Raw genomic sequence first — 22842 nt, forward strand, 5'->3', positions numbered from 1 at the left:
GAGGATGTCGGCTTGGCGCAGTGCTTCAACGGGTGTCAGACACCTCGAGCTGCGGGATGGCGGGCGCGGGCGCCGTGCACAGTTGCCGGTGTCTGACACCCGGGGGAGAGGATGTCGGCTTGGCGCAGTGCTTCAACGGGTGTCAGACACCTCGAGCTGCGGCGGGCGCAGACACCGTGCACAGGTGCCGGTGTCTGACACCCTGGGGAGAAGATGGTGGGGTTGGCGCAGTGCTTCAACGGGTGTCAGACACCTCGAGATGCGTCTGCCGCTCGGCCTGCGCCGGGCGACACAACAACAAGCGAAGTTCATTCGTAGTCAGGAGACAAATCATGCATAAGAAAGCGATGACCGCGCGCGCCCTGGCGTTCGCCTGCCTGATCGGCGTTTCGTTCGCGGGCGGCGCGCAGGCGCAGTCCTATCCGGCACGGCCCGTGAGCCTGATCGTGCCGTTTCCGGCCGGGGGCACGACGGATGTGCTGGCGCGCGCGCTGGGGCAGGAATTGGCCAAGAGCCTGGGGCAGCCGGTGGTGGTTGAAAACAAGCCGGGTGCGGGTTCGACGCTGGGCGCGGACTACGTCGCCAAGGCCGCGCCGGACGGTTATACGCTGCTGATGGGTGCAGTCCATCACACCATCGCCACCAGCGTCTACAAAAGCCTGCATTACGACTTCCAGAAGGACTTCGCGCCGGTCACCACGGTAGCGCTGGTGCCCAATGTGCTGGTCGTCAATCCGAAGCTGCCGGCCAAGGACGTGGCTTCGCTGCTGAAGCTGGCGCAGGCTTCACCCGGCAAGCTGACCTACGGTTCCAACGGCATGGGCACGGGCCAGCATCTGATCGGCGCGCAGTTCGAGCGCGCGGGCAATGTGCAACTGCTGCATGTTCCATACAAGGGCAGCGGTCCGCTGACGACCGATCTGCTTGGCGGCCAGATCGACATGTCGTTCGACACCATCACGCCAGTGCTCGCGCACATCCAGAGCGGCAAGCTGCGCGCGCTGGCCGTCACCACCAATCAGCGTTCGGCCGCACTGCCTGATGTGCCGACCATGGAGGAGGCGGGTCTGAAGCCCTTCAACATGGGAACCTGGTTCGGCGTGCTGGCGCCGGCCGCCGCACCCAAGGAAGTGGTGGACCGGCTGAACGCCGAGATGGTGAAGATCATCCGTTCGCCGGACTTCACGCGCCGCATGGCGGAAATCGGCGCGGTGCCGATCGGCGATACCCCCGCGGAAATGAAGGCGCGCATCGGGGCCGACACGGCGAATTACGCGAAGCTGGTCAAGGAAGCGAAGGTCGCCGTGAATTGAGGCGGCACGGCGGGGCAGGGCGCGGCCTTTGCGGCTGCGCTTGCGCCTGACTTCAGGCCGGCGTTCACCAGCGCTTTCACGCCTGCGTTCATCGCCCCGCCTTCACGCCCGCCCTCATCGCCCTGTATTCACGCGCGGATCCATCCACGCGCAATCGGCAGGGCCAGCACCTTGCGATACAGCCCCTGCGCCGCCGCCGTCACCGGCGCGCCCGCGCGGCGCCACACGGGAATCGTGACCGCCGCAGCCACGGGCGCCAGCAATAATCCGCCGGCGATATCCAGCGGGAAGTGCACGCCCAGGTACACGCGCGACGTCCCCACCAGCAAGGCACCCAACAACGCCACCCAGCCCCATCCCGCCCAGCGCCGGTCCAGGATCAGCGCAAACGCAAAGGTCGCGATGATGATCGTGTGATTGCTGGGAAACGACGAGGTCGCCTTGTGCGTGAAAAAGGCGTGCCCCAGGCCGATCACGAAGGGCCGCGGATGCGGCCACAACACGCCGCACAGGTAGCTGGCGGCCAGCGCCACGGCGACGCTGGCCAGTGCCTTGAGCATCAGTTCGCGCTGGTCTTCCTTGCCCCATAGCCACATGGTGGCCATCACGCCCGGAACCAGCAGGATCAGCTTGTTCGCCACCAGCATGGCGGCCTGGATCCGCCACGTGGGCGTGGTGGGGTCGGCATTGATCAAAAGAAAAAGGGACTGGTTGAAGCTTTCCAGGAAATCCATGACACGTCATCGCGGCGTAATAATTCGGTTGCCGCGATGGTAATGACCGTACCCGTCAGTTCCCTTACAAAGCGCTTCGATACCGCCGCTTTTACTTCTGGATGCGATTGCCCTGCGCGTCGATAACGGGCTCGCCGCTTTCCTTCGAGAAAGCGCCTTTCTGCGGCGACGGAAGAATGTCCAGCACCAGTTCGCACGGCCGGCACAGCTTCGCGCCCAGTGGCGTCGATACAAAGGGACGGTTCAGCAGGATCGGATGCTGCTCGATCGCGTCCAGCAGCGCGTCGTCCGACAGCGACGTGTCGTCCAGGCCCAGCTCCGCGTAGGGCGTGCCTTTTTCGCGCAGGGCATCGCGTACGTTGACGCCGGCCTTTTTGAACAGCGCCTTCAGCGTGTCGCGCGAGGGCGGCGTTTCTACATACAGCACGACCTGCGGCTCGATGCCGGCGTTGCGGATCAGGCCCAGCGTGTTGCGCGAGGTGCCGCACTTGGGGTTGTGATAGATGGTGACGTCGGACATGAAGGCTCCTGTTCTGGATGTGGCGCAATGCAAAACCGGAGCATAGTCCATTCGCGGCGCCGAATCCCGGCACCGTATTCCGGCCTCGCACGCATCACACCGACAGATGCCACCGCACGTCCTCGCTGTCGATTGCGTCGCGCCCGCCGCTTGCCACCACCTCGCCGCGCGACAGCACGACAAACTGATCCGCCAACTCGCGCGCGAAATCGAAATACTGTTCGCACAGCAGGATCGCGATGTCGCCGCGCTGGCGCAGCATGTGGATGACGCGCGCGATGTCCTTGATGATGGACGGCTGGATGCCTTCGGTGGGCTCGTCCAGGATGATGAGCTTGGGCTCGGCCACCAGCGCGCGCGCAATGGCCAACTGCTGTTGCTGCCCGCCAGACAGATCGCCGCCGCGCCGAGACAGCATGCTTTTCAGCACCGGGAACAGTTCAAATACTTCCTCCTTGATGCGGCGGGCGCGGGCCGCGGGCTTGGTCGCCATGCCCATCAGGATGTTCTCTTCCACCGTCAGCCGCGCGAAGATGTCGCGGCCCTGCGGCACGTAGGCCATGCCGCGCGCGGCGCGCTGGTGGGGCGCCAGGCGCGTGATGTCGGCCCCGTCGAACGTGATGCCGCCGCGCGCCACGGGCAGTACGCCCATCACGCACTTGAGCAGCGTGGTCTTGCCCACGCCATTGCGGCCCAGGAGCGCCAGGCATTCGCCTTGCCGCACCGACAGCGATACGCCGCGCAGGGTGTGGCTGCCGCCGTAGTATTGGTCGATCGTGCTTACGTCCAGCATGTTCAGCGCCCCAGATAGACTTCGATCACGCGGGGGTCGGCCTGCACGCGGCTCATCGGGCCTTCGGCCAGCACCGACCCTTCGTGCAGTACGGTGACCTTGCCATCGCCCGCGATCTGGTTCACGAAGTCCATGTCGTGTTCCACCACCATCAGGGAATGCCGTCCGCGCAGTTCGTTCAAGAGTTCGCCGGTGCGTTCGGTCTCGGCGTCGGTCATGCCGGCGACGGGTTCGTCCAGCAGCAGCAACTGCGGCTCCTGCATCAGCAGCATGCCGATCTCCAGCCATTGCTTCTGGCCGTGCGACAACAGCCCCGCGGGCCGCCAGACCTCGGGCCGCAGCCGGATCAGGTCCAGCGTCTCGCCGATCCGGTCGGCCTGTTCGCTGGACAGCCGCGAGAACAGGGTGGGGCGTACCCGCTTGTCCGTCTTCATCGCCAGCTCCAGATTCTCGAACACAGTGTGCTGTTCGAACACCGTGGGGCGCTGGAACTTGCGGCCGATGCCCGCGTGCGCGATCTGCGCCTCGCTCAGCGTGGTCAGGTCGATGCTCTGGCCGAAGTACGCCGTGCCCGCCGTGGGCCGCGTCTTGCCGGTGATGACGTCCATCATCGTGGTCTTGCCCGCGCCGTTGGGGCCGATGATGCAGCGCAGCTCGCCCACGCCGATGTCCAGCGTCAGGTCGTTCAGCGCCTTGAAGCCGTCGAAGCTGACCGTGATGCCTTCCAGGTACAGGATGGCGCCGTGGCTGGTGTCCAGGCCCTTGGGGCTGACGCGGCCGTAGCCGGCGTCGCCGCTCGGGCCGCCGTCCAGCGCGGCCGATTCGGTGTGCGTGGAGGTCATGCCTTCTTCTCCTGGATGCGGGCCGCGATGCGGCGGGCAAGACCGACGATGCCGGTGGGCAGGAACAGGGTCACCAGCACGAAGATGAGGCCCAGCGCATACAGCCAGTATTCCGGCAGCACGCTGGTGAACCAGGTCTTCAGGCCGTTGACGGCGCCCGCGCCGATGATGGGACCGATCAGCGTGCCGCGCCCGCCCGTCGCCACCCAGATGACCATCTCGATGGAGTTCTCGGTGGACATTTCGCCGGGATTGATGATGCCGACCTGCGGCACGTACAGCGCGCCCGCAATGCCGCACAGCACGGCCGACAGCGTCCACACGAACAGCTTGAAGCCCAGCGGGTCGTAGCCGATGAAGCGCACGCGGCTTTCGGCGTCGCGCACGGCGGTCAGCACGCGGCCCAGCTTGCTCTGCGTGACCATGCGCGCAAGAATCAGCGCGCCAGCCAACGCCGCCAGCGTCACCCAATACAACGTGGCGCGCGTGCCAGGCGCGGTGATGTCAAAGCCCAGAATGCGCTTGAAGTCGGTAAAACCGTTGTTGCCGCCAAACCCCGTGTCGTTGCGAAAGAACAGCAGCATCGCGGCAAAGGTCAGCGCCTGCGTGATGATCGAGAAGTACACGCCCTTGATGCGCGAGCGGAAGGCAAAGTAGCCGAACACGAAAGCCAGCACGCCGGGCACCAGCACCACCAGCAGCATCGCGTACCAGAAGTGTTCGGTGAAGGACCAGTACCAGGGGTAGGTCTTCCAGTCCAGGAACACCATGAAGTCCGGCAGGTCGCTCTGGTAGACGCCGTCGCGGCCGATGGCGCGCATCAGGTACATGCCGTGCGCGTAGCCGCCCAGCGCAAAGAACAGGCCATGGCCCAGCGACAGGATGCCCGCATAGCCCCACACCAGGTCAAGCGCCAGCGCCGCCATGGCGTAGCACATGAACTTGCCCATCAAGGCCACGGCGTAGGCGGAGACATGCAGCGCATGGCCGGGCGGAAACACCAGATTCATCAGCGGCAACAACGCCAGCAGGACGACGCCCGCGGCCAGCGCGGCCCATACGCGGCCCGAGAAGATCGGGCGGCGCGCCAGCAGGTTCAGGTCGGTCAGCGCGGTCTGTTTCATTCGACGCTCCGGCCTTTGGGGGCGAACAGGCCTTGCGGCCGCTTTTGGACAAACAGCACGATGAGCACCAGGATGGTGATCTTGGCCATGACAGCTCCCGCGTAAGGCTCCAGGAATTTATTCACGCCGCCCAGGCCGAGTGCGGCGATGACGGTGCCGGCCAGCTGGCCCACGCCGCCCAGCACCACCACCATGAACGAGTCGACGATGTAGCCGCGGCCCAGGTCCGGCCCCACGTTGCCAAGCTGCGAGAGCGCGACACCCGCCAGCCCCGCGATGCCGGAGCCTAGGCCGAAGGCCAGCATGTCGACGCGGCCGGTGGGCACGCCCACGCAGTCCGCCATGCGACGGTTCTGCGTGATGGCGCGCACGAAGAGGCCGAGCCGCGTGTGGTTCAGCAACGCCCACACCAGGAAGACGACAAAGAAGGCAAAGCCGATGATGACGAGCCGGTTGTAGGTCAGCACCAGCCCACCCAGCACCGTCACGCCGCCCGACATCCAGCTGGGATTGCCGACCTCCACGTTCTGCGCGCCGAAAAGCGACCGCACGCCCTGCATCAGCATCAGGCTGATGCCCCAGGTGGCCAGCAGGGTTTCAAGCGGGCGGCCATACAGCCAGCGGATCACCGTGCGCTCCAGCGCCATGCCCACCAGCGCCGTCACCACGAAGGCAAGCGGCAGCGCGGCCACGACATACCAGTCCAGCCAGCCGGGCAGCCATGCGCGGAACACGGTCTGCACCACGTAGGTGACGTAGGCGCCGATCATCAGCAGTTCGCCGTGGGCCATGTTGATGACGCCCATCAGGCCGAAAGTGATGGCTAGCCCCAGCGCGGCCAGCAGCAGCACGCTGCCCAGACTCACGCCGTAAAACAGATTGCCCGCCCATTCGATCGTCGCCAGGTGCCGGTCGATCTGCTTGAGCGCGTTGGCGGCCGCCTCGCGCACGCCGGCGTCGGGTTCCGCATAAGCGCCGTCGCGCTCCTGCGTCAGCGCCGCCAGCGTGGGCCGGAAGGCCGCATTCTTCGTGTCGCCCAGCACCTGCACCGCGTGGCGGCGCTTGGCGGGGTCTTCGCTTTTCAGTTCCAGGTTGGCCTGCGCGATCAGCAGCGCGCCGCGCACGGCCTCGTTCTTTTCCGCGGCCAGCGCCTTTTCCAGCATGGGCAGGCGCGCGGGGTCGCCGGTCTGCTGCAGCCGCCGGGCCGCATCCAGACGCTCGTTGGCGTTGTCGGAAAACAGGCGTGATCCCGCCAGCGCGGCCTCGATGGCGCGGCGCAGGCGGTTGTTGATGGAAATCGTGCCCGCATCCGAAGGCAGGTCCACCGCCGCCCCGGTGGACGGATCGGTGGCGCGCGTCCCGCCAGCGCCGATCAGCACGCGGCCGTCGGCGGTGGCATAGAGCTGGTCGCTGCCCAGCGCCTGCAGCACCGCGGCCGCGGCGGGATCGGGCAGTTGGCCCAGCGCGGCAATCGCTTGCAGCCTGGCGTCGGTGTCGTCGCCGGCCAGCGGCGCAAGCAGGGCCTGGTCCACGCCGGCGGCGGCCGCGGGAGCAGCCAGCGCCGGCACGGCGATCAGCCATGCCAGGATGAAACGACGCAAGAGGAGTGCGATTGCCGCGATACGCATGGCTGCCTTTTCCTGGGGGCGGGTTGAGACTTGGGACTACAGGCCTTGCTTGCCTTCGTTGCCCGGGATGTACGGGCTCCACGGCTGGGCGCGGATCGGACCCTTGCTCTTCCACACCACGCTGAACTGGCCGTCCGCCTTGATCTCGCCGATGTAGACGGGCTTGTGCAGGTGGTGGTTGGTCTTGTCCATTTCGATCGTGTAGCCGTCAGGCGCGTTGAACTTCTGCCCGCCCATCGCGGCGATGACCTTGTCCACGTCGGTGGTCTTGGCCTGTTCAACCGCCTGCTTCCACATATGGATGCCGATGTAGGTGGCTTCCATCGGATCGTTCGTCACGACCGTGTTGGCGTTGGGCAGGTTCTTGGCCTTGGCGTAGGCCTTCCACTTCGCGATGAACGCGTCGTTGACGGGGTTCTTGACCGACTGGAAGTAGTTCCACGCGGCCAGGTGGCCGACCAGCGGCTTGGTGTCCACGCCGCGCAGTTCCTCTTCGCCCACGCTGAACGCCACGACCGGCACGTCGGTGGCCTTCAGGCCCGCGTTGCCCAGTTCCTTGTAGAAAGGCACGTTCGAGTCGCCATTGATGGTCGAGATCACGGCCGTCTTGCCGCCCGTGGCGAATTTCTTGATGTTCGCGACGATGGTCTGGTAGTCGGAGTGGCCGAACGGGGTGTAGACCTCGTCGATGTCGCTGTCCTTCACGCCCTTGGAATGCAGGAAGGCGCGCAGGATCTTGTTGGTGGTGCGCGGGTAGACGTAGTCGGTGCCCAGCAGCACGAAGCGCTTGGCGCCGCCGCCGTCTTCGCTCATCAGGTATTCCACGGCGGGAATGGCTTGCTGGTTGGGCGCGGCGCCCGTGTAGAACACGTTCTTCTCCAGCTCTTCGCCTTCGTACTGCACCGGATAGAACAGCAGGCCATTCAGTTCCTTGAAGACCGGCAGCACCGACTTGCGCGACACCGAGGTCCAGCAGCCGAAGACCACGGCCACCTTGTCCTGCGACAGGAGCTGGCGCGACTTCTCGGCAAACAGCGGCCAGTTCGAGGCGGGGTCGACCACCACGGCTTCCAGCTTCTTGCCCATCACGCCGCCGTTGGCGTTGATCTCTTCGATGGTCATCAGGGCCACGTCCTTGAGCGACGTTTCCGAGATGGCCATGGTGCCCGACAGCGAATGCAGGATGCCGACCTTGATGGTGTCCTCGGCGGCGTGGACCTGCGGCATCCATCCGGTCATGGCCAACAGGCTCACGGCGGTCAGTTGCTTAAGGGCTAGTCTGCGTTTCATGGTGACTCCTGGATGGAAGGTGCCGGCCTGGCCGGCGAGAGAACGTTCTGAAAAAGCAGTCGCACAGGGACTCAAAAGCAAAACGCGTGCCAAGTGATCGCAGCGCTTGCGGCTGCTGTATGAAGCGGGCGGGTTTACGCGAAGGCGCGGGCCGATGGCTGCGCCGCGCGGGCGTGATCAGAACGGTGCCGTCTGCACAGAATCGGTGCGTGTTGCGCGCGATGACGGTGCGGCATGCACGCCTCGGCCTCCACGGGCGAAGGCGGCTGGCGAGCGGTCTTGCCGCGCGTCAGAGGGAAAGCGGCGTGCGCGGCCAACATGGCACGCACTTTGCTTGGGAATCCGTACTTGTATACAAGAAAGGATTCCAGCATGAATGCCGCAGCAACGCAGAAGCACCCCGCCGGTTGGACGATCGCGCAATGGCAGGCCGCCTACCTCGGCGGCGCGGATCCCGAGGCGCTGTTGTCCGGCTACGCCGCCGCGCCCGACGACGCATCGGACAATGCCTGGATCCGGCGCGTGGACCGCGCGCAGCTCGATGAACAGCTCGACGGCCTGCGCCTCCTGCTGGCCGCGGCGGGCGGCGACATCTCGCGCCTGCCGCTTTATGGCGTGCCGTTCGCCATCAAAGACAACATCGACGCGGCGGGCTGGCCCACGACCGCGGCGTGCCCCGAGTTCGCTTACACGCCGCAGGAAGACGCCACCGTCGTGCGCCGCCTGCGCGCGGCGGGCGCCATCCTCATCGGCAAGACCAATCTCGACCAGTTCGCGACCGGCCTGGTGGGCACGCGCTCGCCGCACGGCGCCGTGGCCAACACGTTCGATCCCGCTTACGTCAGCGGCGGATCCAGCTCCGGCTCGGCCTCGGTGGTCGCGCGCGGAATCGCGGCGTTTTCGCTGGGAACCGATACGGCGGGCTCCGGCCGCGTGCCGGCCGGCTTCAACAATATCGTCGGGCTCAAGCCGACCAAGGGCTGGCTCAGCACGGCGGGCGTGGTGCCCGCGTGCCGCACGCTGGATTGCGTGTCGATCTTTGCGCTGACGGTCGACGACGCCGACAAGGTGGCGCAGGTGGCGGGCGCGTATGACGACGCCGATCCGTATTCGCGTCCCATGCCGGCCGGCGCGTCGCTGCCGTGGCCGAAGGCGCCGCGCCTGGCTGTGCCGGCGTCGCTGGAGTTCTTTGGCGATGCGCAGGCCGCCGCCGTGTTCGACGACGCCGTGCGCGCGCTGCGTGCCGAGGGCGCCCAGGTCGAAGCGATCGACTTCGCGCCGTTCAACGAACTGGCCGCGCTGCTGTATCAAGGACCGTGGGTGGCCGAACGTTTTGCGGCCGTGGAGGCGTTGTGGAAAGAGAACCCCGGCGCCATCAACCCGGTGGTGCGCGGCATCGTCGAGCAGGCCGCGAACTACAGCGCGCTGGATGCGTTCAAGGCCGAATATCGGCGCGCCGAACTCACCCGCCAGATCCATCGCGCGCTGGAGGGCTTTGACGCGCTGGTCGTGCCGACCTCGCCGTCCATCTACACCATCGCCCAGCTGGAAGCGGACCCCGTCACGCTCAATTCGCGTCTGGGCGTCTACACCAACTTTGCCAATCTGGCCGATCTGTCCGCGCTGGCGGTGCCGGCCGGCATGCGCGCGGATGGACTGCCGTCCGGCATCACGCTGATCGGCCTGGCGTGGCAGGACCGCGCGCTTGCGCAGTTCGGCAGGCAATGGCAGGCGCGGCGCGGGCTGCCGTTGGGCGCGACGGGCATGCCGCTTCCCGCGCTGGCCGCGGACAGCGCGCCGTCCGCCGATACCGTGCGCGTCGCGGTCGTGGGCGCGCACCTGACCGGCATGCCGCTCAACCACCAACTGACGTCGCGCCATGCGGTGTTTGTGGAGAAGACGGCGACGGCGGGCGACTACCGGCTCTTCGCGCTGGCCAACACCACGCCGCCCAAGCCCGGGCTGGTGAAGATGGAAAGCGGCGGCGCCATCGAGGTCGAGCTGTGGGATGTGCCGGTGACGGCCTTCGGCGCGTTCGTGGCCGAGATTCCCGCACCGCTGGGCATCGGCACGCTGGAGCTGGCCGACGGCAGGCTGGTCAAGGGCTTCATCTGCGAACCGCGCGGCCTGGATGGCGCGCGCGACATCACCACGTTCGGCGGCTGGCGCGCGTATCTGGCCAGCCTGAACGCCGCTGCCCGCTGACGGCTTGATACCCACCCGATAGAAAACCGATAACCCACGCCCTCACATCAGGGAGTCGCACCGTGTTCGATACCGTTCTGATTGCAAACCGCGGCGAAATCGCCGTCCGCGCCATCCGCACCCTCAAGCGGCTGGGTATTCGCAGCGTGGCCGTCTATTCCGATCCGGACCGCAATGCCGCGCACGTGCGCGAGGCCGATGTGGCCGTGGCGCTGGGCGGCGAGAAGGCGGCCGACAGCTACCTGCGCATGGACCTGCTGCTGGCCGCCGCGCGCGAACAGGGCGCGCAGGCGATCTACCCCGGCTACGGCTTTCTGTCGGAGAGCGCCGAGTTTGCCGAAGCGTGCGAGGCCGCAGGCATCGCCTTTGTCGGCCCCACGCCGCTGCAGATCCGCGAGTTCGGCCTGAAGCACCGCTCGCGCGAGCTGGCTGCCGAGGCCGGCGTGCCGATGACGCCCGGCACCGGGCTCCTGTCCAGTCTGGGCGAGGCGCTGTCGCAGGCCGAACGCATCGGCTATCCGGTCATGCTCAAGAGCACCGCGGGCGGCGGCGGCATCGGTCTGTCGCGCTGCGAGAACGAGGCCGAATTGACTGTGGCGTTCGACAGCGTGCAGCGCATGGGCGAGCACTTCTTTCGCGATGGCGGCGCGTTCATCGAACGCTATGTGGACAACGCGCGGCACGTCGAGGTGCAGATCTTCGGCGATGGCGCGGGCCGCGTGTTGGCGCTGGGTGAACGCGATTGCTCGGTGCAGCGCCGCAACCAGAAGGTCATCGAGGAGACCCCGGCGCCGCGGCTGCCTGCCGCGACCCGCGCCGCGTTGCTGGATGCCGCCGTCAAGCTGGGCGAATCGGTGAACTACCGCTCTGCCGGCACGGTGGAGTTCATCTACGATCCGGCACGCGACAGCTTCTATTTCCTGGAGGTGAACACGCGCCTGCAGGTCGAGCATCCGGTGACCGAGGCCGTCACCGGCCTGGATCTGGTGGAATGCATGCTGCGCGTCGCGGCGGGCGAGCCGCTGGATTTCCCCGCCATGGCGCGCGCACCGCAGGGCGCATCCATCGAAGTGCGGCTGTACGCGGAGGACCCGCTGCGCCAGTTCCAGCCTTCGCCCGGCGTGTTGACCGAGGTGTCGTTCCCGGACGGCGTGCGCGTCGACGGCTGGGTCGAGACCGGCACGGACGTGCCTGCGTTCTATGACCCCATGCTGGCCAAGCTGATCGTGCATGCGGACACGCGTGAGGCCGCGCTGGACAAGCTGGCCGATGCGCTGGCGCGCACGCGCCTGCACGGCATTGCGACCAACCTGGATTACCTGCGTCAGATCGTGGCCGATGCGCGCTTCCGCGCGGGCGATCTGTCCACGCGCTTTCTGGAAAGCTTTGTGTACCGCCCGTCGGCGATCGAGGTCGTCGAAGCGGGCACCTACACCAGCGTGCAGGACTATCCCGGCCGCGCGGGCTATTGGGACATCGGCGTGCCGCCGTCCGGTCCCATGGACGACTACGCATTTCGCGTCGCGAATCGCATCGTCGGCAACGCGCCGGATGCGGCCGGCATCGAAACCACGCTGGTCGGGCCCACGCTGCGTTTTCACGGCGACGCGGTCGTGGCGTTGACGGGCGCCTCGTGCGCCGCCACGTTGGACGGCGAACCCGTCCCCATGTGGCAGCCGATCTTCGTGACCTCGGGTCAGGTGCTGGCCACCGGCCGTGCGCTGTCCGGCTGCCGCAGCTATCTGGCGGTGCGCAACGGCCTGGACGTGCCGCTGTATCTGGGCAGCCGCTCCACGTTTGCGCTGGGCCAGTTCGGCGGCCATGCCGGCCGCACGCTGCGCGTGGGCGACATGCTGCCCGTGATCCGCCCCGAGCTGGCGGGCGCCACGGCCGCGCCGCCCGAGACGCTGCCGCAGGCCGCGCCCGCCGCGCTGATCCCGGAGTACGGCAGCACTTGGGAGATCGGCGTGCTGTACGGCCCGCACGGCGCGCCGGACTTCTTTGCGCCCGAAGCCATCGACACGTTCTTCGCGGCCGACTGGGAGGTGCACTACAACTCCAACCGCCTGGGCGTGCGCCTGATCGGTCCCAAGCCCACCTGGGCGCGCGAGAACGGCGGCGAGGCGGGCCTGCACCCGTCCAACATCCACGATTGCGAATACGCGATCGGCAGCATCAACTTCACGGGCGACAGCCCCGTCATCCTGACGCGCGACGGCCCCAGCCTGGGCGGCTTCGTGTGTCCCGTCACCATTGCCCGCGCCGAATTGTGGAAGGTGGGGCAGGTCAAGCCCGGCGACCGCATCCGCTTCGTGCGCATCGACTACCCGCAGGCCGTGGCGCTGGAAGCCGCGCAGGACCGCCGCATTGCCGACCTGGCGCCGGTGGTTCCCGCTGCGACCGAGCCGGCGCCAGTGCCGGCCACCGTCTCCGAGACCATCGTGGCCGCGCTGCCCGCCGAAGGATCGCGCCCGTCGGTGTCGTACCGGCAGGCGGGCGACGGCTACCTGCTGCTGGAATACGGCGACAACGTGCTGGACCTGGCGCTGCGCATGCGCATCCACCTGCTGATGGAAGCGCTGAACGCCAATCCCGTGGCCGGCGTGCTGGAGCTGTCGCCGGGCGTGCGCTCGCTGCAGATCCGTTACGACAGCCGCGTGATCCTGCAGGGCGCGCTCATCGCCACGCTGCTGAAGATCGAGGAAGGACTGGCCGACGTTGCGACGCTCAAGGTGCCGACGCGCGTCGTGTACCTGCCCATGGCCTTCGAAGACAGCGCCACGCTGGGCGCGGTGCAGCGCTATCAGGAGACCGTGCGCGCCAGCGCACCCTGGCTGCCGAACAACGTGGACTTCATCCAGCGCATCAACGGCCTGGATTCGCGCGACGAGGTGAGCCGCATCGTGTTCGAGGCCAGCTATCTCATCATGGGCCTGGGCGACGTCTACCTGGGCGCGCCGTGCGCGGTGCCGATCGATCCGCGCCACCGCCTGCTGACGTCCAAGTACAACCCGGCGCGCACCTTCACCGCCGAAGGCACTGTGGGCATCGGCGGCGTCTACATGTGCATCTACGGCATGGATTCGCCCGGCGGCTATCAGCTGGTGGGACGCACGCTGCCCATCTGGAACAAGTTCCTGAAGAATCCGGTGTTCCAGGACGGCAAGCCCTGGCTGCTGCGCTTCTTCGATCAGGTGCGGTTCTATCCGGTCACCGAAGCCGAACTGGACGTGCTGCGCGAAGACTTCCGCGAAGGCCGCGCGACGGTCCGCATCGAGGAAGAGATGTTCGACTTCGCGGCGCACCAGCGCTTTGTGGCCGAGCAGGCGGACAGCATTGCCGCGTTCCAGGCGCGCCAGAAGACGGCGTTCGATGCCGAGGTGGCGCTGTGGAAGAACGAGGACGTGGCCGCCGAACCGCCCGCGCCGGAACCCGAGGCCGAGACCGTGCTGCGCGACGGCGAACGCCTGGTCAGCGCCGATATGTGCGGCAACATCTGGAAGATCCCGGTCCAGGTGGGGCAGAGCGTGTCGGCCGGCGACACGCTGGTGGTGGTCGAGGCCATGAAGATGGAGCTGTCCGTCATCGCGCCGGCGTCGGGCACGGTGTCCGCCATCCGCTGCGTTCCCGGCAAGCCCGTCAACGCGGGCGACCCGCTCGTGGTGATTACCGAAGACGCCACGTGCGTCGTGACGGGATGATGCGGCTGGAAGCCGTCCAGGCCGGTCCGGCGATCCGGCAGGCGCCGGCGCTGGCCGGCTCGCTGGCCGATCAGGTCTACCAGCGCATCAAGGACGACCTGTTCGGCTTCCGGATGCTGCCCGGCGAACGCTTCACCGAGGCCGACCTCGTCGCGCGCCTGGGCGTCAGCCGCACGCCCGTGCGCCTGGGGCTGGCGCGGCTGGAACGCGAAGGCTTCGTGCTGGCGCGGCCGCGCAGCGGCTGGCAGGTGCGGCCGTTCGATTTCGAACGCTTCGAAGCGTTGTACGACGTGCGCGTGGTGCTGGAGCTGGCGGCGGTGGACAAGCTGTGCGCGCGGCAGGACATGGACCAGGCCGGGATGCTGGGCGCGCTGACCGACGTGTGGCTGGTGCCGCCGGCGCAGCGCATCCTGGACGGGCGGCTGGTGGGGCAACTGGACGAGGCGTTTCATTGCGCGCTGGTGGCTGCGGCCGGCAACCCCGAGATGGCGCAGATCCACCGCGACGTTACGGAAAAGATCCGCATCGTGCGGCGGCTGGATTTCACCAAGGACTTCCGTGTGGACGCCACCTATGACGAACACGCGGCCATTCTGCGTGCGGTGCTGGCGCGCCGCACCGACGAGGCCGCGCGCCTTCTGCGATCCCATATCGATATGAGCAAGGCCGAGGTGCGCAAGATCACGCTGCACATGCTGCATGAGGCGCGGGCCCGCGCCGGTTGACGGGCTGAGGGCGACTCGCAGGTTTCGGTCCCCAGCGCCGGTCCTCGGGTCCCGTCTCAGCCCTGAAGCTGCCGATAGACTTCCTGCGACACGCGCTGCAGTTCATCGCGGCTGACGGCGCCCGACAGCGCGTAGCCGAACTCGCCTTCGACCCAATAGAAGACCCGCACCGGCCCTTCCTGCGTGAACTGGAAGGCGGTCTGGCCGCCGGCCGCTTCGCGCGTCACGTACAACGTCAGGCGCTGGCCATCGGCCGCGCCATACATGAACTGCGCGACGGGCCCCGCGCCGCCGGGCAAGAGGCGTCCGCCGATCAGCTCGTAACCGGTTTTCGACAGCGATGGCGCGCGCATCGGCGCGCCCATGCGCTTGGTCAGCCACGTCACCAACGCCTTCTCGTTGTCGCCGCTGACTTCCACGGGCCGGCCCATGTCGGGCGCAAACACGGCGTGGGCGATGGCGGCGCGCTGGGCGTAGCCGCCCGCCGCGCGCTCGGGGATGGCCGTGGCCAGCGCGGCCTGCAGATGGCGCGCGTCGACGGCGCCGCGCGCGAACCACGCCAGGCTGGCGCTGACCGCGGCAATCGCCACGCTGGCCGCCATCGCGCGCCACGGCCACGTCCGTGCGGGGGCGCGCAGCGGCAGGCGCAACGGCAACGGTTCGTCCAGCACGGGATCCAGCAAGGCATGCAGCGCGCGCCGCTGCGACTGCCAGTCGTCGACACGCGTCTGGTCCTGCGGATGCGCGGCCAGAAAGGCGGCCACCTCGGCATGACGCGCGGGGGACAACTGGCCGTCCGCGTAGCCGTGCAGATCGGCTTCGGTGATCGGCGTGCCCGCGGCGGGAACCGGATGGAGGCGTTTGTCGGTCATGGCATTTCACGCGGGGTGGGAACGGGCCGCAGGCGCGGGGCTGCATCGCGGCCTTGCATCAGCGCGCCAAGCTTCTCGCGGGCGCGCGACAGGCGCGACATGACGGTGCCGATCGGCACCGACAGGATGCGGGCAGCCTCCTGGTAGGAAAGGTCTTCGACGGCGATCAGCAGCAGGACCTCGCGCTGCTCGGCCGGTAGGGCCTGCAGGCAGCGGTCCAGGTCGCGCACTTCAAGCTGATCGGTCTGGGTGGCGCGCACCGGCGCGTCGGGCAGGTCGCCCGGCGCCGTCTGATCGGTGCGCCGGCTGGCGGCGCGCACGCCGTCGATGAAATGGTTGTGCATGATGCCGAACATCCAGGCGCGCAATTCGCCGCGCCGCTGCCAGCGGGAATAGCGGCTCCATGCGCGCTCCAGCGTGTCCTGAACGAGGTCGTCGGCCCGGTCCGGGTCACCCGTCAGCCCGCGCGCGTAACGCCGCAGGCTGGGGATGCAGGCCAGGATCTGGGCTTCGTCTTCGGCGCGCATGGGCTGATCGGGCGTGCGTCCGGATCAGGGTTTGACGACGTGCCAGATTTCCTTGAAGTTGTCGCCGGTCTTGTCGCCCGGCTTGGTGTCCTTGGCGAACAGGTACAGCGGCTTGTTCTTGTAGGCCCATTGCTTGCTGCCGTCGGGGCGGGTGATGACCGTCAGGTCGCCCATCGGCTTGGCGTCGCCGGTGGCCATGGCGGGCGGCCAGGCCTTCGCGCACGCGTCGACGCAGGCGCTCTTGCCCGCGGAGTCCTTGTCGAAGGTGTACAGCGTCATGCCGGCGCTATCGACCAGGATGCCATTCTGGGTCTTGACGGCCTGGGCGTGGGCGCCGGCCGAGAACAGGGCGGCGCAGGCGAGTGCCAGGGCCGCGGCGGTGTGTTTGCGCATGGTGTGCCTCGTAGATGGGAAGGATTGGGGACTGCCCTCTACGGACGCCGGCCGGGGCCGCTTTATTCCAGCGGTCCGGAAAAAAGCTGCCGTGAAGGGTTCAAGCGCCCGGCCGGACCGCGCCGGGGTCATACCGCATTTCATGCTCCAGCTCGGTCTCCTTCACGGATGTGAAGCCCAGCGCCTCGTACAGCCGCCGGGCGGGATTGCCTTTCAGGACGCTCAGCGTGACGGGCGCGCCTTCCTTGTCCGCCCGGTCCAGCACCTTGGCCAGCAGCCGGCGGCCCAGCCCCTGGCCCTGGAAATCGGGATCGATCTGGATCTGCACGATGCGCCAGCCGGCCGGATCGCGGTAATGCTTGAACAGCCCGGCGGGCCGGCCGGCCAGCCAGACGATCTGGGCGTCGTCGAAGTGGTAATGGATGCGCGCCAGATGATGGTCATCGTCATGCGGCGCACCCGCGCGTTGCAGATGGGCGGTCATCGTGCGCTTGCGCAGGGACAGCAGAAACGGCACGTCTTCTTCGGTGGCGGGCTGCAACGCCAGATCGGGGGTGAGGCTCATGTTGCGGTGCGATGGGAAGGGGGGAACGCGAGCGCCGCCGGATGGCGGGCGGGTTGCCTGACGTTATAGATCGGTTACGGGGTAGGCGCTAGCTGATTTCAGCCGCATTTGAGCCGTAAACGTAAACCGGTCCGAGAAGCGGTCGGCAGCAGTCGCCTTTTACCAAAATGAGTAGTACGCTTCACAAATCCAGCCGATAGCGTTAATTTGTTACGTCTACTTCACATTTTGGCGTTGAAAAATGACCTCCGATTCGACAGATCCGCTGATTGATGCGCTGGTCAAGGCGCGACGTGACCGTAAATACACGCAGGCTCAGCTTGCAGATCTTGCGGGTATTAGCCGTCGTGCATTGGTGGCGATCGAGGGGGGAGGGGATTGCAATGTATCGACGTTGCGCCGCCTTATGCGCGCCCTGGACCTGGAATTGAGGCTGGTCCCCGCAGAGTATGCGCCGCCCACCCTTGAAGACGTGTATGCCGAAAACGAGGCGGCCTACCGTCGTTTGCGCGAAGAGCCTAAATCATGACGCTGGACATCTATGTGCAGGACAAGAAGGTTGGGGTGCTGGACCAGACCGGGATTACCTCCTTTGTGTTTACCTATCTGCCCGATACGCCGAGAGACTTGGCAGTGTCTTTATTGATGCCGCCCCGCACAGAAAGCTGGACCAGCCCATTTCTATTCCCAGTGTTTCAGGTCTCGTTGCCAGAAGGGGCGTTGCGGCAGACGCTCGAACGGTTCTTCGCAAAAAACTTCGCCAGCTTTGGGGACATGGAACTGTTGGCAATCGTTGGCGAAAACCTGATCGGTCAGGTTAAAGCCGTGCCCGCAGGCGCGACGCCTTCGAAACGAAGCGTCCATGAATCGCTGCAAAGTCTGTTGTCATCCGACCTGAAATCCATCGTGCGCCATTACTTGGGTGAGGATAGTCATGGGCCTGGCGTATCCGGAGGATTCTTGAAATTTCTGGCGCGCAGTCCCGTCAGCGGGGATGGCGTGAAACGCACCATCGCCGTCGACCAATGGATCGTCAAGCTGAACGATCCCGATCGTGCAGACATCGTGCTGATGGAACACTTCGGAATGATGGCGGCGCGAGAGATGGGACTCAACGTGCCCGAAACGCATCTTGCTCCCGACTTCAGCCGGTTGCTTGTCAGACGATTCGATGTCGACGCCGCGGGCAGCTCCCTCGGTTTCGAGGACATGTGTGCATTGACCGGCCAGCCGGCGCGGGACAAGTTCAGTGGGTCTGCCGAGCGCATCGTTCGTACCATCCGTGCGTTTTGTCCCGGGATGGCAGGCCAACTAGCCTGCGAACATTTTTATGCGCAATATCTGTTGGCCGCAGCTATCAGAAATGGCGATGCGCATCTGAAGAACTTTGGACTGTTGTACGAGGGCGGGAAGATTCCTTCGCTGGCTCCCGTGTTCGACATGCTGACGATGTCGGTGTATGCGCCCCGCGATAACCATGGTGATGCCAACGACGGCATGGCGCTCACGCTGGACGGCACGAAGCGCTGGCCTACGGCGGATTCGCTAAAGCGGCTGGGGCAAGTGTGTGACATATCGCCGGGCAGACAGAATCACTGGCGCAAGCAGCTCGGAGAGGCGCTGTTGAAGACTGCCGAATCTGCGGTGGCGTTCACGCAGGCCAATCAAGGCGAAGCGGTGGGTCGAAACATCGCCAGGATGCTGGAACTTTGGTCGCACGGCATGAAGCAGGTAGATGCGACGATCGCGAATAAGCTCAAGCAATCCGCGGAGCCGCTCGCCCCTAAACCTGCGATTTGACCGGCCCAGGCGTCAACATCCCCAACGGCTCCGGCCCAAAATGCCGCAAGTTCGGAAACACCGTCCGCAGATCGTCCCGGCTGGCGCCGAACCACGCGCCCAGGTCCGCGCCCAACTGATCCACTGACGTGGTGGGCAGCAACCGGCCGTTGTCCACGAAGCCGGGCCCGTTCAGCGCGATGTCCGGATGCGCGCCGTAGCAGCGGCCGCCGTTGACCGCGCCGCCCAGCACGAAGTGGTGCGAGCCCCAGCCGTGATCCGAGCCGTTGCCGTTTGAACCCAGCGTGCGGCCGAACTCGGAGGCCGTGAAGGTGGTGACCTGATCCGCCACGCCCAGTTCCGACAGGGCCTTCTGGAACGCGGCCAGCGCCTGGCCCAGTTCCTTGAGCAACGCCGGGTGCGTGTCGTTCAACCCCGTGTGGTTGTCATAGCCGTTCTGCGAGACGAAGAACACCTGACGCCGCGCGCCCAGCGTGTCGCGGGCGGCGATGATGCGCGCCACGATCCGCAGTTGCTGCGCGAGCGGCGTCGAGAAATCCCCCGGCACGGCGACATCCGCCAAGGCGGCCCGCAGCCGCTTGTCCGCCGAGATGGATTGCGCGGCGATGCGCGACATCTCGCGTTCCATCAGGTGTTCGCGCGGCTCGGTGATCAGGTCGCGCAGCAGCGCGGTGCAGGCGCTGGAACCATACATGTCGCGATGCAGCAGGTCGATCTGCGTCGAGCCGTTGATGCCCACGCGATAGCCCGCCACCTTGCGCCCGGCCAGCAGCACCGTGCTGCCGCCCGCCGTGATGCCGGTGAAGGTGCGCTGCGCGTTGGCGCCCGCGAACAGATCCGTCAGGCGGCCGGCCCAGCCCGAGGATGCGCCTTCCGGCGCCAGCGCCTGCCAGACCGACTGCTGGTCGTTGTGTGAGAACAGCTTGGGCGGCAGGGGCACGCGCGCGCCGATGTATTCGGCCTTGGTCGTGGGCACGATCAGCGGTCCCACGTTGATCAGCGCCGCCATGTCGCCGCGTTCGTACAGCGGCGCCAGCGGCGCCAGCGCGGGGGCCAGCGCAAACTGCATGCCGCCCTGCGTGTCGGCCTTGCCGCGCAGCAGGGTGGCGCGCAGCGCGTCGCGCGGCAGGGCGATGTCGCTGCGGGCCGTGGAATAGGCGCGGTACGACGACGGATCGTACGGAACCAGCGTGTTGTAGGGATCATTGCCGCCGTACAGGAAGACGCACACCAGCGCCTTGTATGAGGGCGGGGCGGATTGCGCGGCGGCGGCGCCGATGGCGGCCAGATTCAGCGCCAGCGGGGCGGCAGCGCGGGTCGCGCCCAGCGCAAAGGCGCGCAGCAGAAAGGCACGGCGGTCGAGGTCGCGGCGGTCTGTCATTTCTGCACCAGATATTCGGGCGTGGCGGCCACCAGCATGATGGCGGCGCGCACGCGGTCGCGCGGGCGGTCCGGCGGCAGCGTGGCCACGGCCTTGGCAATGGACGCCGCCGTGCGTGCGCTGAAGGCGTCGCCCGCCAGCAGCAGCACGACGCGCGCCACCAGCGCCTCGGGATCCTTGGCCAGCGCGATCTCGGGCGTATAGCTCGTCTGCAAGTCTTCCCAGCCGCGGTCCGCGTAGATCGCCAGGAAATTCAGGTAGCCCGCAATGCTGGTCTCGTCCGTGATCTGCAGTTCCGGCGCGACCAGATGGCGGCGGGCCAGTTCGGTGACCGGCGGCACGTAGCGCGGCCGGAAGAAGTTGAACACCGTGGCCGACCGCATCGGACTCTGCGCCAGGCGGATCGTGTTGTCCGTCGTGTCCGGCATGGCCCATTCGCCGTTGGTGGAGTTGGCGCCGAACGCGCGGGCCCAGCCCGAGAAGCGCAGGATGGGCTCGCGCACCTTGCCCCAATGGGGCGAAGCAAGGTCCGGCTGGCGCGCCTCCGGATCCAGCAGAATGGCGCGCACCACGGCCTTCAGGTTGCCGCGTTGGCCAGTGCCGTCGTCGTTGAACACGGCCGACACCCGGCCCACATACGCGGGACTGGGATTGCTGGTCACCATGCGCTGAATGAGCTGCATGCCGATGAAGGGCCCGACGTTGGGATGGGCGCTGATGACCTCCATGGCGCGCTTGAGCGACAGGTGGCCGTCGGTGCCGGGCGGGATGACCGCGCCCAGAAAGCGCTTCTCCGACATCGAATGCAGCGCGTTGTTCAGCGCCATGGGGCGGCGATGAAACTCCACATTCGTCTCCGGGCCGTTGATGTCCCAGCCCGTGAAGACCTTGGCTAACCCTTGCACGTCCGCATTGGTGTAGGTTTCCACGGGCGCGCCGTTCACCATCTTGACTGTGCCTTCCTGGTTCAGCACCAGCAGGCCGATGCTGAACAACTGCATCACCTCGCGCGCATAGTTCTCGTCGGGGTGGCGGCCGGTCTTGGGATCTTCCTTGCGGTTGCCGCGATAGGTCAGCATGCAGCCCATCGACAGGTTCTGCGTCACGGCGGTCAGCAGGTCCTGGTAGTTGCCCAGCGCATGCTTGGCCAAGAGGTCCATGAAACCCGCCGCGCCAAAAAGCGGCCACGACGCCGTGATGGACGAGACGCCGACGACGAAGATTTCCGACAGCGAAAATGCAACCCGCGTGCGCACCTGATCGGGCGCGCTGATGAACTTGCGCCACAACGTGGCTTCCAGCGGCGCGTTGATGCCGTTGCCCTTGAAGGCCTCGGTGTTCCGGTTCTTTTGCAGCAGCCAGTCGAAGTGCGTCTGCGACGGCGGCATCGCCAGTTGTGCGTCCAACCACGCGGCGTAGCCGACGCGCACGACGGCGTCGATGTCGGCCGGCGTGGGGCCGAACGTCGCCTGCGCCAGAAAGCGCGAGGCTTGGCCGGGAGTAGGGGATGCGGACTGCTGCGCAGCCGCTGACGGCGTAGCGGTCATGCGCCGGGCACCTCGTCGAATGCGAAAACCTACGGTACTAAAAGCCCGGCGGTGGCTTCAATACCGTCATTCGGACGAGGGACTAGGCCAAACGCATGAGATCAGGGGGATATGACGCGTCGCGCGTGTGTTCTACAGCGCGTCACACGGATCGCGTGATGCCGCCGTCGATGCGGATGTTCTGGCCGGTGATGTAGGACGACGCGCTCGACGCCAGGAACGCGATCAGGTCCGCCACTTCCTGCGCCGTGCCGTAGCGGCCCATCGGGATGCGCACGCGGCGGTCTTCCTTTTCGGGCAGGCTGTCGATGAAGCCGGGCAGGACGTTGTTCATGCGCACGTTGTGCTGCGCGTATTCGTCGGTGAAAACCTTCGTGAAGGCAGCCAGGCCCGCGCGGAACACCCCCGACGTCGGAAACAGCGCTTCCGGCTCGAAGGTGGCGTAGGTGGAAATGTTGACGATGGCGCCGGACTGCTGCTGCTTCATCACCGGCGCGACCAAGCGGGTGATGCGCACGACGTTCAGCAGGTAGAACTCCATGCCCAGGTGCCAGTCGTCGTCGCTGATTTCCAGCAGCGGGCCTTTGGGACCGTGGCCGGCGCTGTTGACCACCGCATCGACGCGGCCCCACTTCTGCAGGGTGGCTTCAACCAGGCGGGACAGGTCTTCGGTCGAGCGGTTCGAGCCGGTGACGCCCAGGCCGCCCAGTTCCTGCGCCAGCGCCGCGCCCTTGCCGGACGAGGACAGGATCGCCACGCGGTAGCCGTCCGCCGCCAGCTTGCGCGCCGCCGCCGCACCCATGCCGCTGCCGGCTGCCGTGAGGATCGCCACTTTTTCCGTGCTCATGCTCGCTCCAGTCTGGAATTCGGGAGCGGCCATTG

At 66.8% G+C, this 22842-nt stretch carries 20 protein-coding genes; 6 read left to right on the plus strand and 14 right to left on the minus strand.

Translation table 11 applies throughout. The features are described from left to right. Positions 1–332 precede the first annotated feature (332 nt). Positions 333–1313 (plus strand): tripartite tricarboxylate transporter substrate binding protein, encoded by a 981-nt coding sequence (locus tag RT697_RS12085; RefSeq protein WP_313699115.1) that lies wholly within the window; start codon positions 333–335, stop codon positions 1311–1313. Between the two features lie 128 nt (positions 1314–1441). Here the strand turns inward: RT697_RS12085 and RT697_RS12090 are convergent, their stop codons facing one another. From RT697_RS12090 to urtA, 7 genes are all read right to left on the minus strand, one after another. Continuing rightward, complete coding sequence (locus tag RT697_RS12090) at positions 1442–2047, minus strand: phosphatase PAP2 family protein (RefSeq protein ID WP_313699117.1); 606 nt, start codon at positions 2045–2047, stop codon at positions 1442–1444. Positions 2048–2138: 91 nt separating this feature from the next. Continuing rightward, complete coding sequence (gene arsC / locus RT697_RS12095; RefSeq protein WP_313699119.1) at positions 2139–2567, minus strand: arsenate reductase (glutaredoxin); 429 nt, start codon at positions 2565–2567, stop codon at positions 2139–2141. A gap of 94 nt (positions 2568–2661) precedes the next feature. Further along, a complete protein-coding gene (gene urtE / locus RT697_RS12100) occupies positions 2662–3360 on the minus strand; it encodes an urea ABC transporter ATP-binding subunit UrtE (RefSeq protein ID WP_313699120.1) in 699 nt (232 codons plus the stop codon). 2 nt (positions 3361–3362) lie between these two features. Further along, entirely contained in the window at positions 3363–4202 is an 840-nt protein-coding gene (gene urtD / locus RT697_RS12105) for an urea ABC transporter ATP-binding protein UrtD (protein ID WP_313699122.1), read from the minus strand. Further along, positions 4199–5326: an urea ABC transporter permease subunit UrtC gene (gene urtC / locus RT697_RS12110; protein ID WP_286937630.1), complete on the minus strand. Its 1128-nt coding sequence runs from the start codon at positions 5324–5326 to the stop codon at positions 4199–4201. The genes urtD and urtC overlap by 4 nt, the downstream gene beginning before the upstream one ends. Further along, positions 5323–6954: an urea ABC transporter permease subunit UrtB gene (gene urtB / locus RT697_RS12115; RefSeq protein WP_313699125.1), complete on the minus strand. Its 1632-nt coding sequence runs from the start codon at positions 6952–6954 to the stop codon at positions 5323–5325. Before urtB ends, urtC begins: the two co-directional genes overlap by 4 nt. Before the next feature lie 36 nt (positions 6955–6990). After that, on the minus strand, positions 6991–8244 hold the full coding sequence (urtA, locus tag RT697_RS12120; RefSeq protein WP_313699127.1) for an urea ABC transporter substrate-binding protein: 1254 nt from the start codon (positions 8242–8244) through the stop codon (positions 6991–6993). A gap of 372 nt (positions 8245–8616) precedes the next feature. On the opposite strand from urtA, the gene atzF reads away from it, so the two are divergent. The 3 genes from atzF (at position 8617) to RT697_RS12135 (ending at position 14875) form a co-directional block, all read left to right on the plus strand. Continuing rightward, a complete protein-coding gene (gene atzF, locus RT697_RS12125) occupies positions 8617–10449 on the plus strand; it encodes an allophanate hydrolase (RefSeq protein WP_313699129.1) in 1833 nt (610 codons plus the stop codon). Positions 10450–10511: 62 nt separating this feature from the next. Beyond that, positions 10512–14150, plus strand: coding sequence for an urea carboxylase (gene uca, locus RT697_RS12130; protein WP_313699130.1), 3639 nt, complete (start codon positions 10512–10514; stop codon positions 14148–14150). Further along, a complete protein-coding gene (locus RT697_RS12135) occupies positions 14147–14875 on the plus strand; it encodes a GntR family transcriptional regulator (protein ID WP_313699167.1) in 729 nt (242 codons plus the stop codon). The genes uca and RT697_RS12135 overlap by 4 nt, the downstream gene beginning before the upstream one ends. Positions 14876–14931: 56 nt before the next feature. Here RT697_RS12135 and RT697_RS12140 read toward each other — a convergent pair whose 3' ends face one another. The 4 genes from RT697_RS12140 to RT697_RS12155 form a co-directional block, all read right to left on the minus strand. Continuing rightward, on the minus strand, positions 14932–15747 hold the full coding sequence (locus RT697_RS12140; RefSeq protein WP_313699131.1) for an anti-sigma factor: 816 nt from the start codon (positions 15745–15747) through the stop codon (positions 14932–14934). Beyond that, positions 15744–16274 (minus strand): RNA polymerase sigma factor, encoded by a 531-nt coding sequence (locus RT697_RS12145; RefSeq protein WP_313699133.1) that lies wholly within the window; start codon positions 16272–16274, stop codon positions 15744–15746. Before RT697_RS12145 ends, RT697_RS12140 begins: the two co-directional genes overlap by 4 nt. Before the next feature lie 24 nt (positions 16275–16298). Then, positions 16299–16667, minus strand: coding sequence for a hypothetical protein (locus RT697_RS12150; RefSeq protein ID WP_313699134.1), 369 nt, complete (start codon positions 16665–16667; stop codon positions 16299–16301). A gap of 100 nt (positions 16668–16767) precedes the next feature. Then, positions 16768–17232 carry a GNAT family N-acetyltransferase gene (locus tag RT697_RS12155; protein WP_056571812.1) on the minus strand — a complete coding sequence of 155 codons (465 nt, stop codon included), beginning with the start codon at positions 17230–17232 and terminating at the stop codon, positions 16768–16770. 241 nt (positions 17233–17473) lie between these two features. On the opposite strand from RT697_RS12155, the gene RT697_RS12160 reads away from it, so the two are divergent. Beyond that, on the plus strand, positions 17474–17761 hold the full coding sequence (locus RT697_RS12160) for a helix-turn-helix transcriptional regulator (RefSeq protein WP_313699136.1): 288 nt from the start codon (positions 17474–17476) through the stop codon (positions 17759–17761). Beyond that, complete coding sequence (locus tag RT697_RS12165) at positions 17758–19032, plus strand: type II toxin-antitoxin system HipA family toxin (protein WP_313699138.1); 1275 nt, start codon at positions 17758–17760, stop codon at positions 19030–19032. Before RT697_RS12160 ends, RT697_RS12165 begins: the two co-directional genes overlap by 4 nt. Here RT697_RS12165 and RT697_RS12170 read toward each other — a convergent pair. The 3 genes from RT697_RS12170 to RT697_RS12180 form a co-directional block, all read right to left on the minus strand. Then, positions 19016–20413, minus strand: coding sequence for a DUF1501 domain-containing protein (locus RT697_RS12170; protein ID WP_313699139.1), 1398 nt, complete (start codon positions 20411–20413; stop codon positions 19016–19018). The genes RT697_RS12165 and RT697_RS12170 overlap by 17 nt on opposite strands. Then, positions 20410–21960: a DUF1800 domain-containing protein gene (locus RT697_RS12175; protein ID WP_313699140.1), complete on the minus strand. Its 1551-nt coding sequence runs from the start codon at positions 21958–21960 to the stop codon at positions 20410–20412. The genes RT697_RS12170 and RT697_RS12175 overlap by 4 nt, the downstream gene beginning before the upstream one ends. A 142-nt stretch (positions 21961–22102) precedes the next feature. Further along, a complete protein-coding gene (locus RT697_RS12180; protein ID WP_056571804.1) occupies positions 22103–22807 on the minus strand; it encodes an SDR family oxidoreductase in 705 nt (234 codons plus the stop codon). Positions 22808–22842 lie beyond the last annotated feature (35 nt).

The sequence above is a fragment of the Achromobacter sp. genome (assembly GCF_032113835.1).
Classification (GTDB): domain Bacteria; phylum Pseudomonadota; class Gammaproteobacteria; order Burkholderiales; family Burkholderiaceae_B; genus Achromobacter.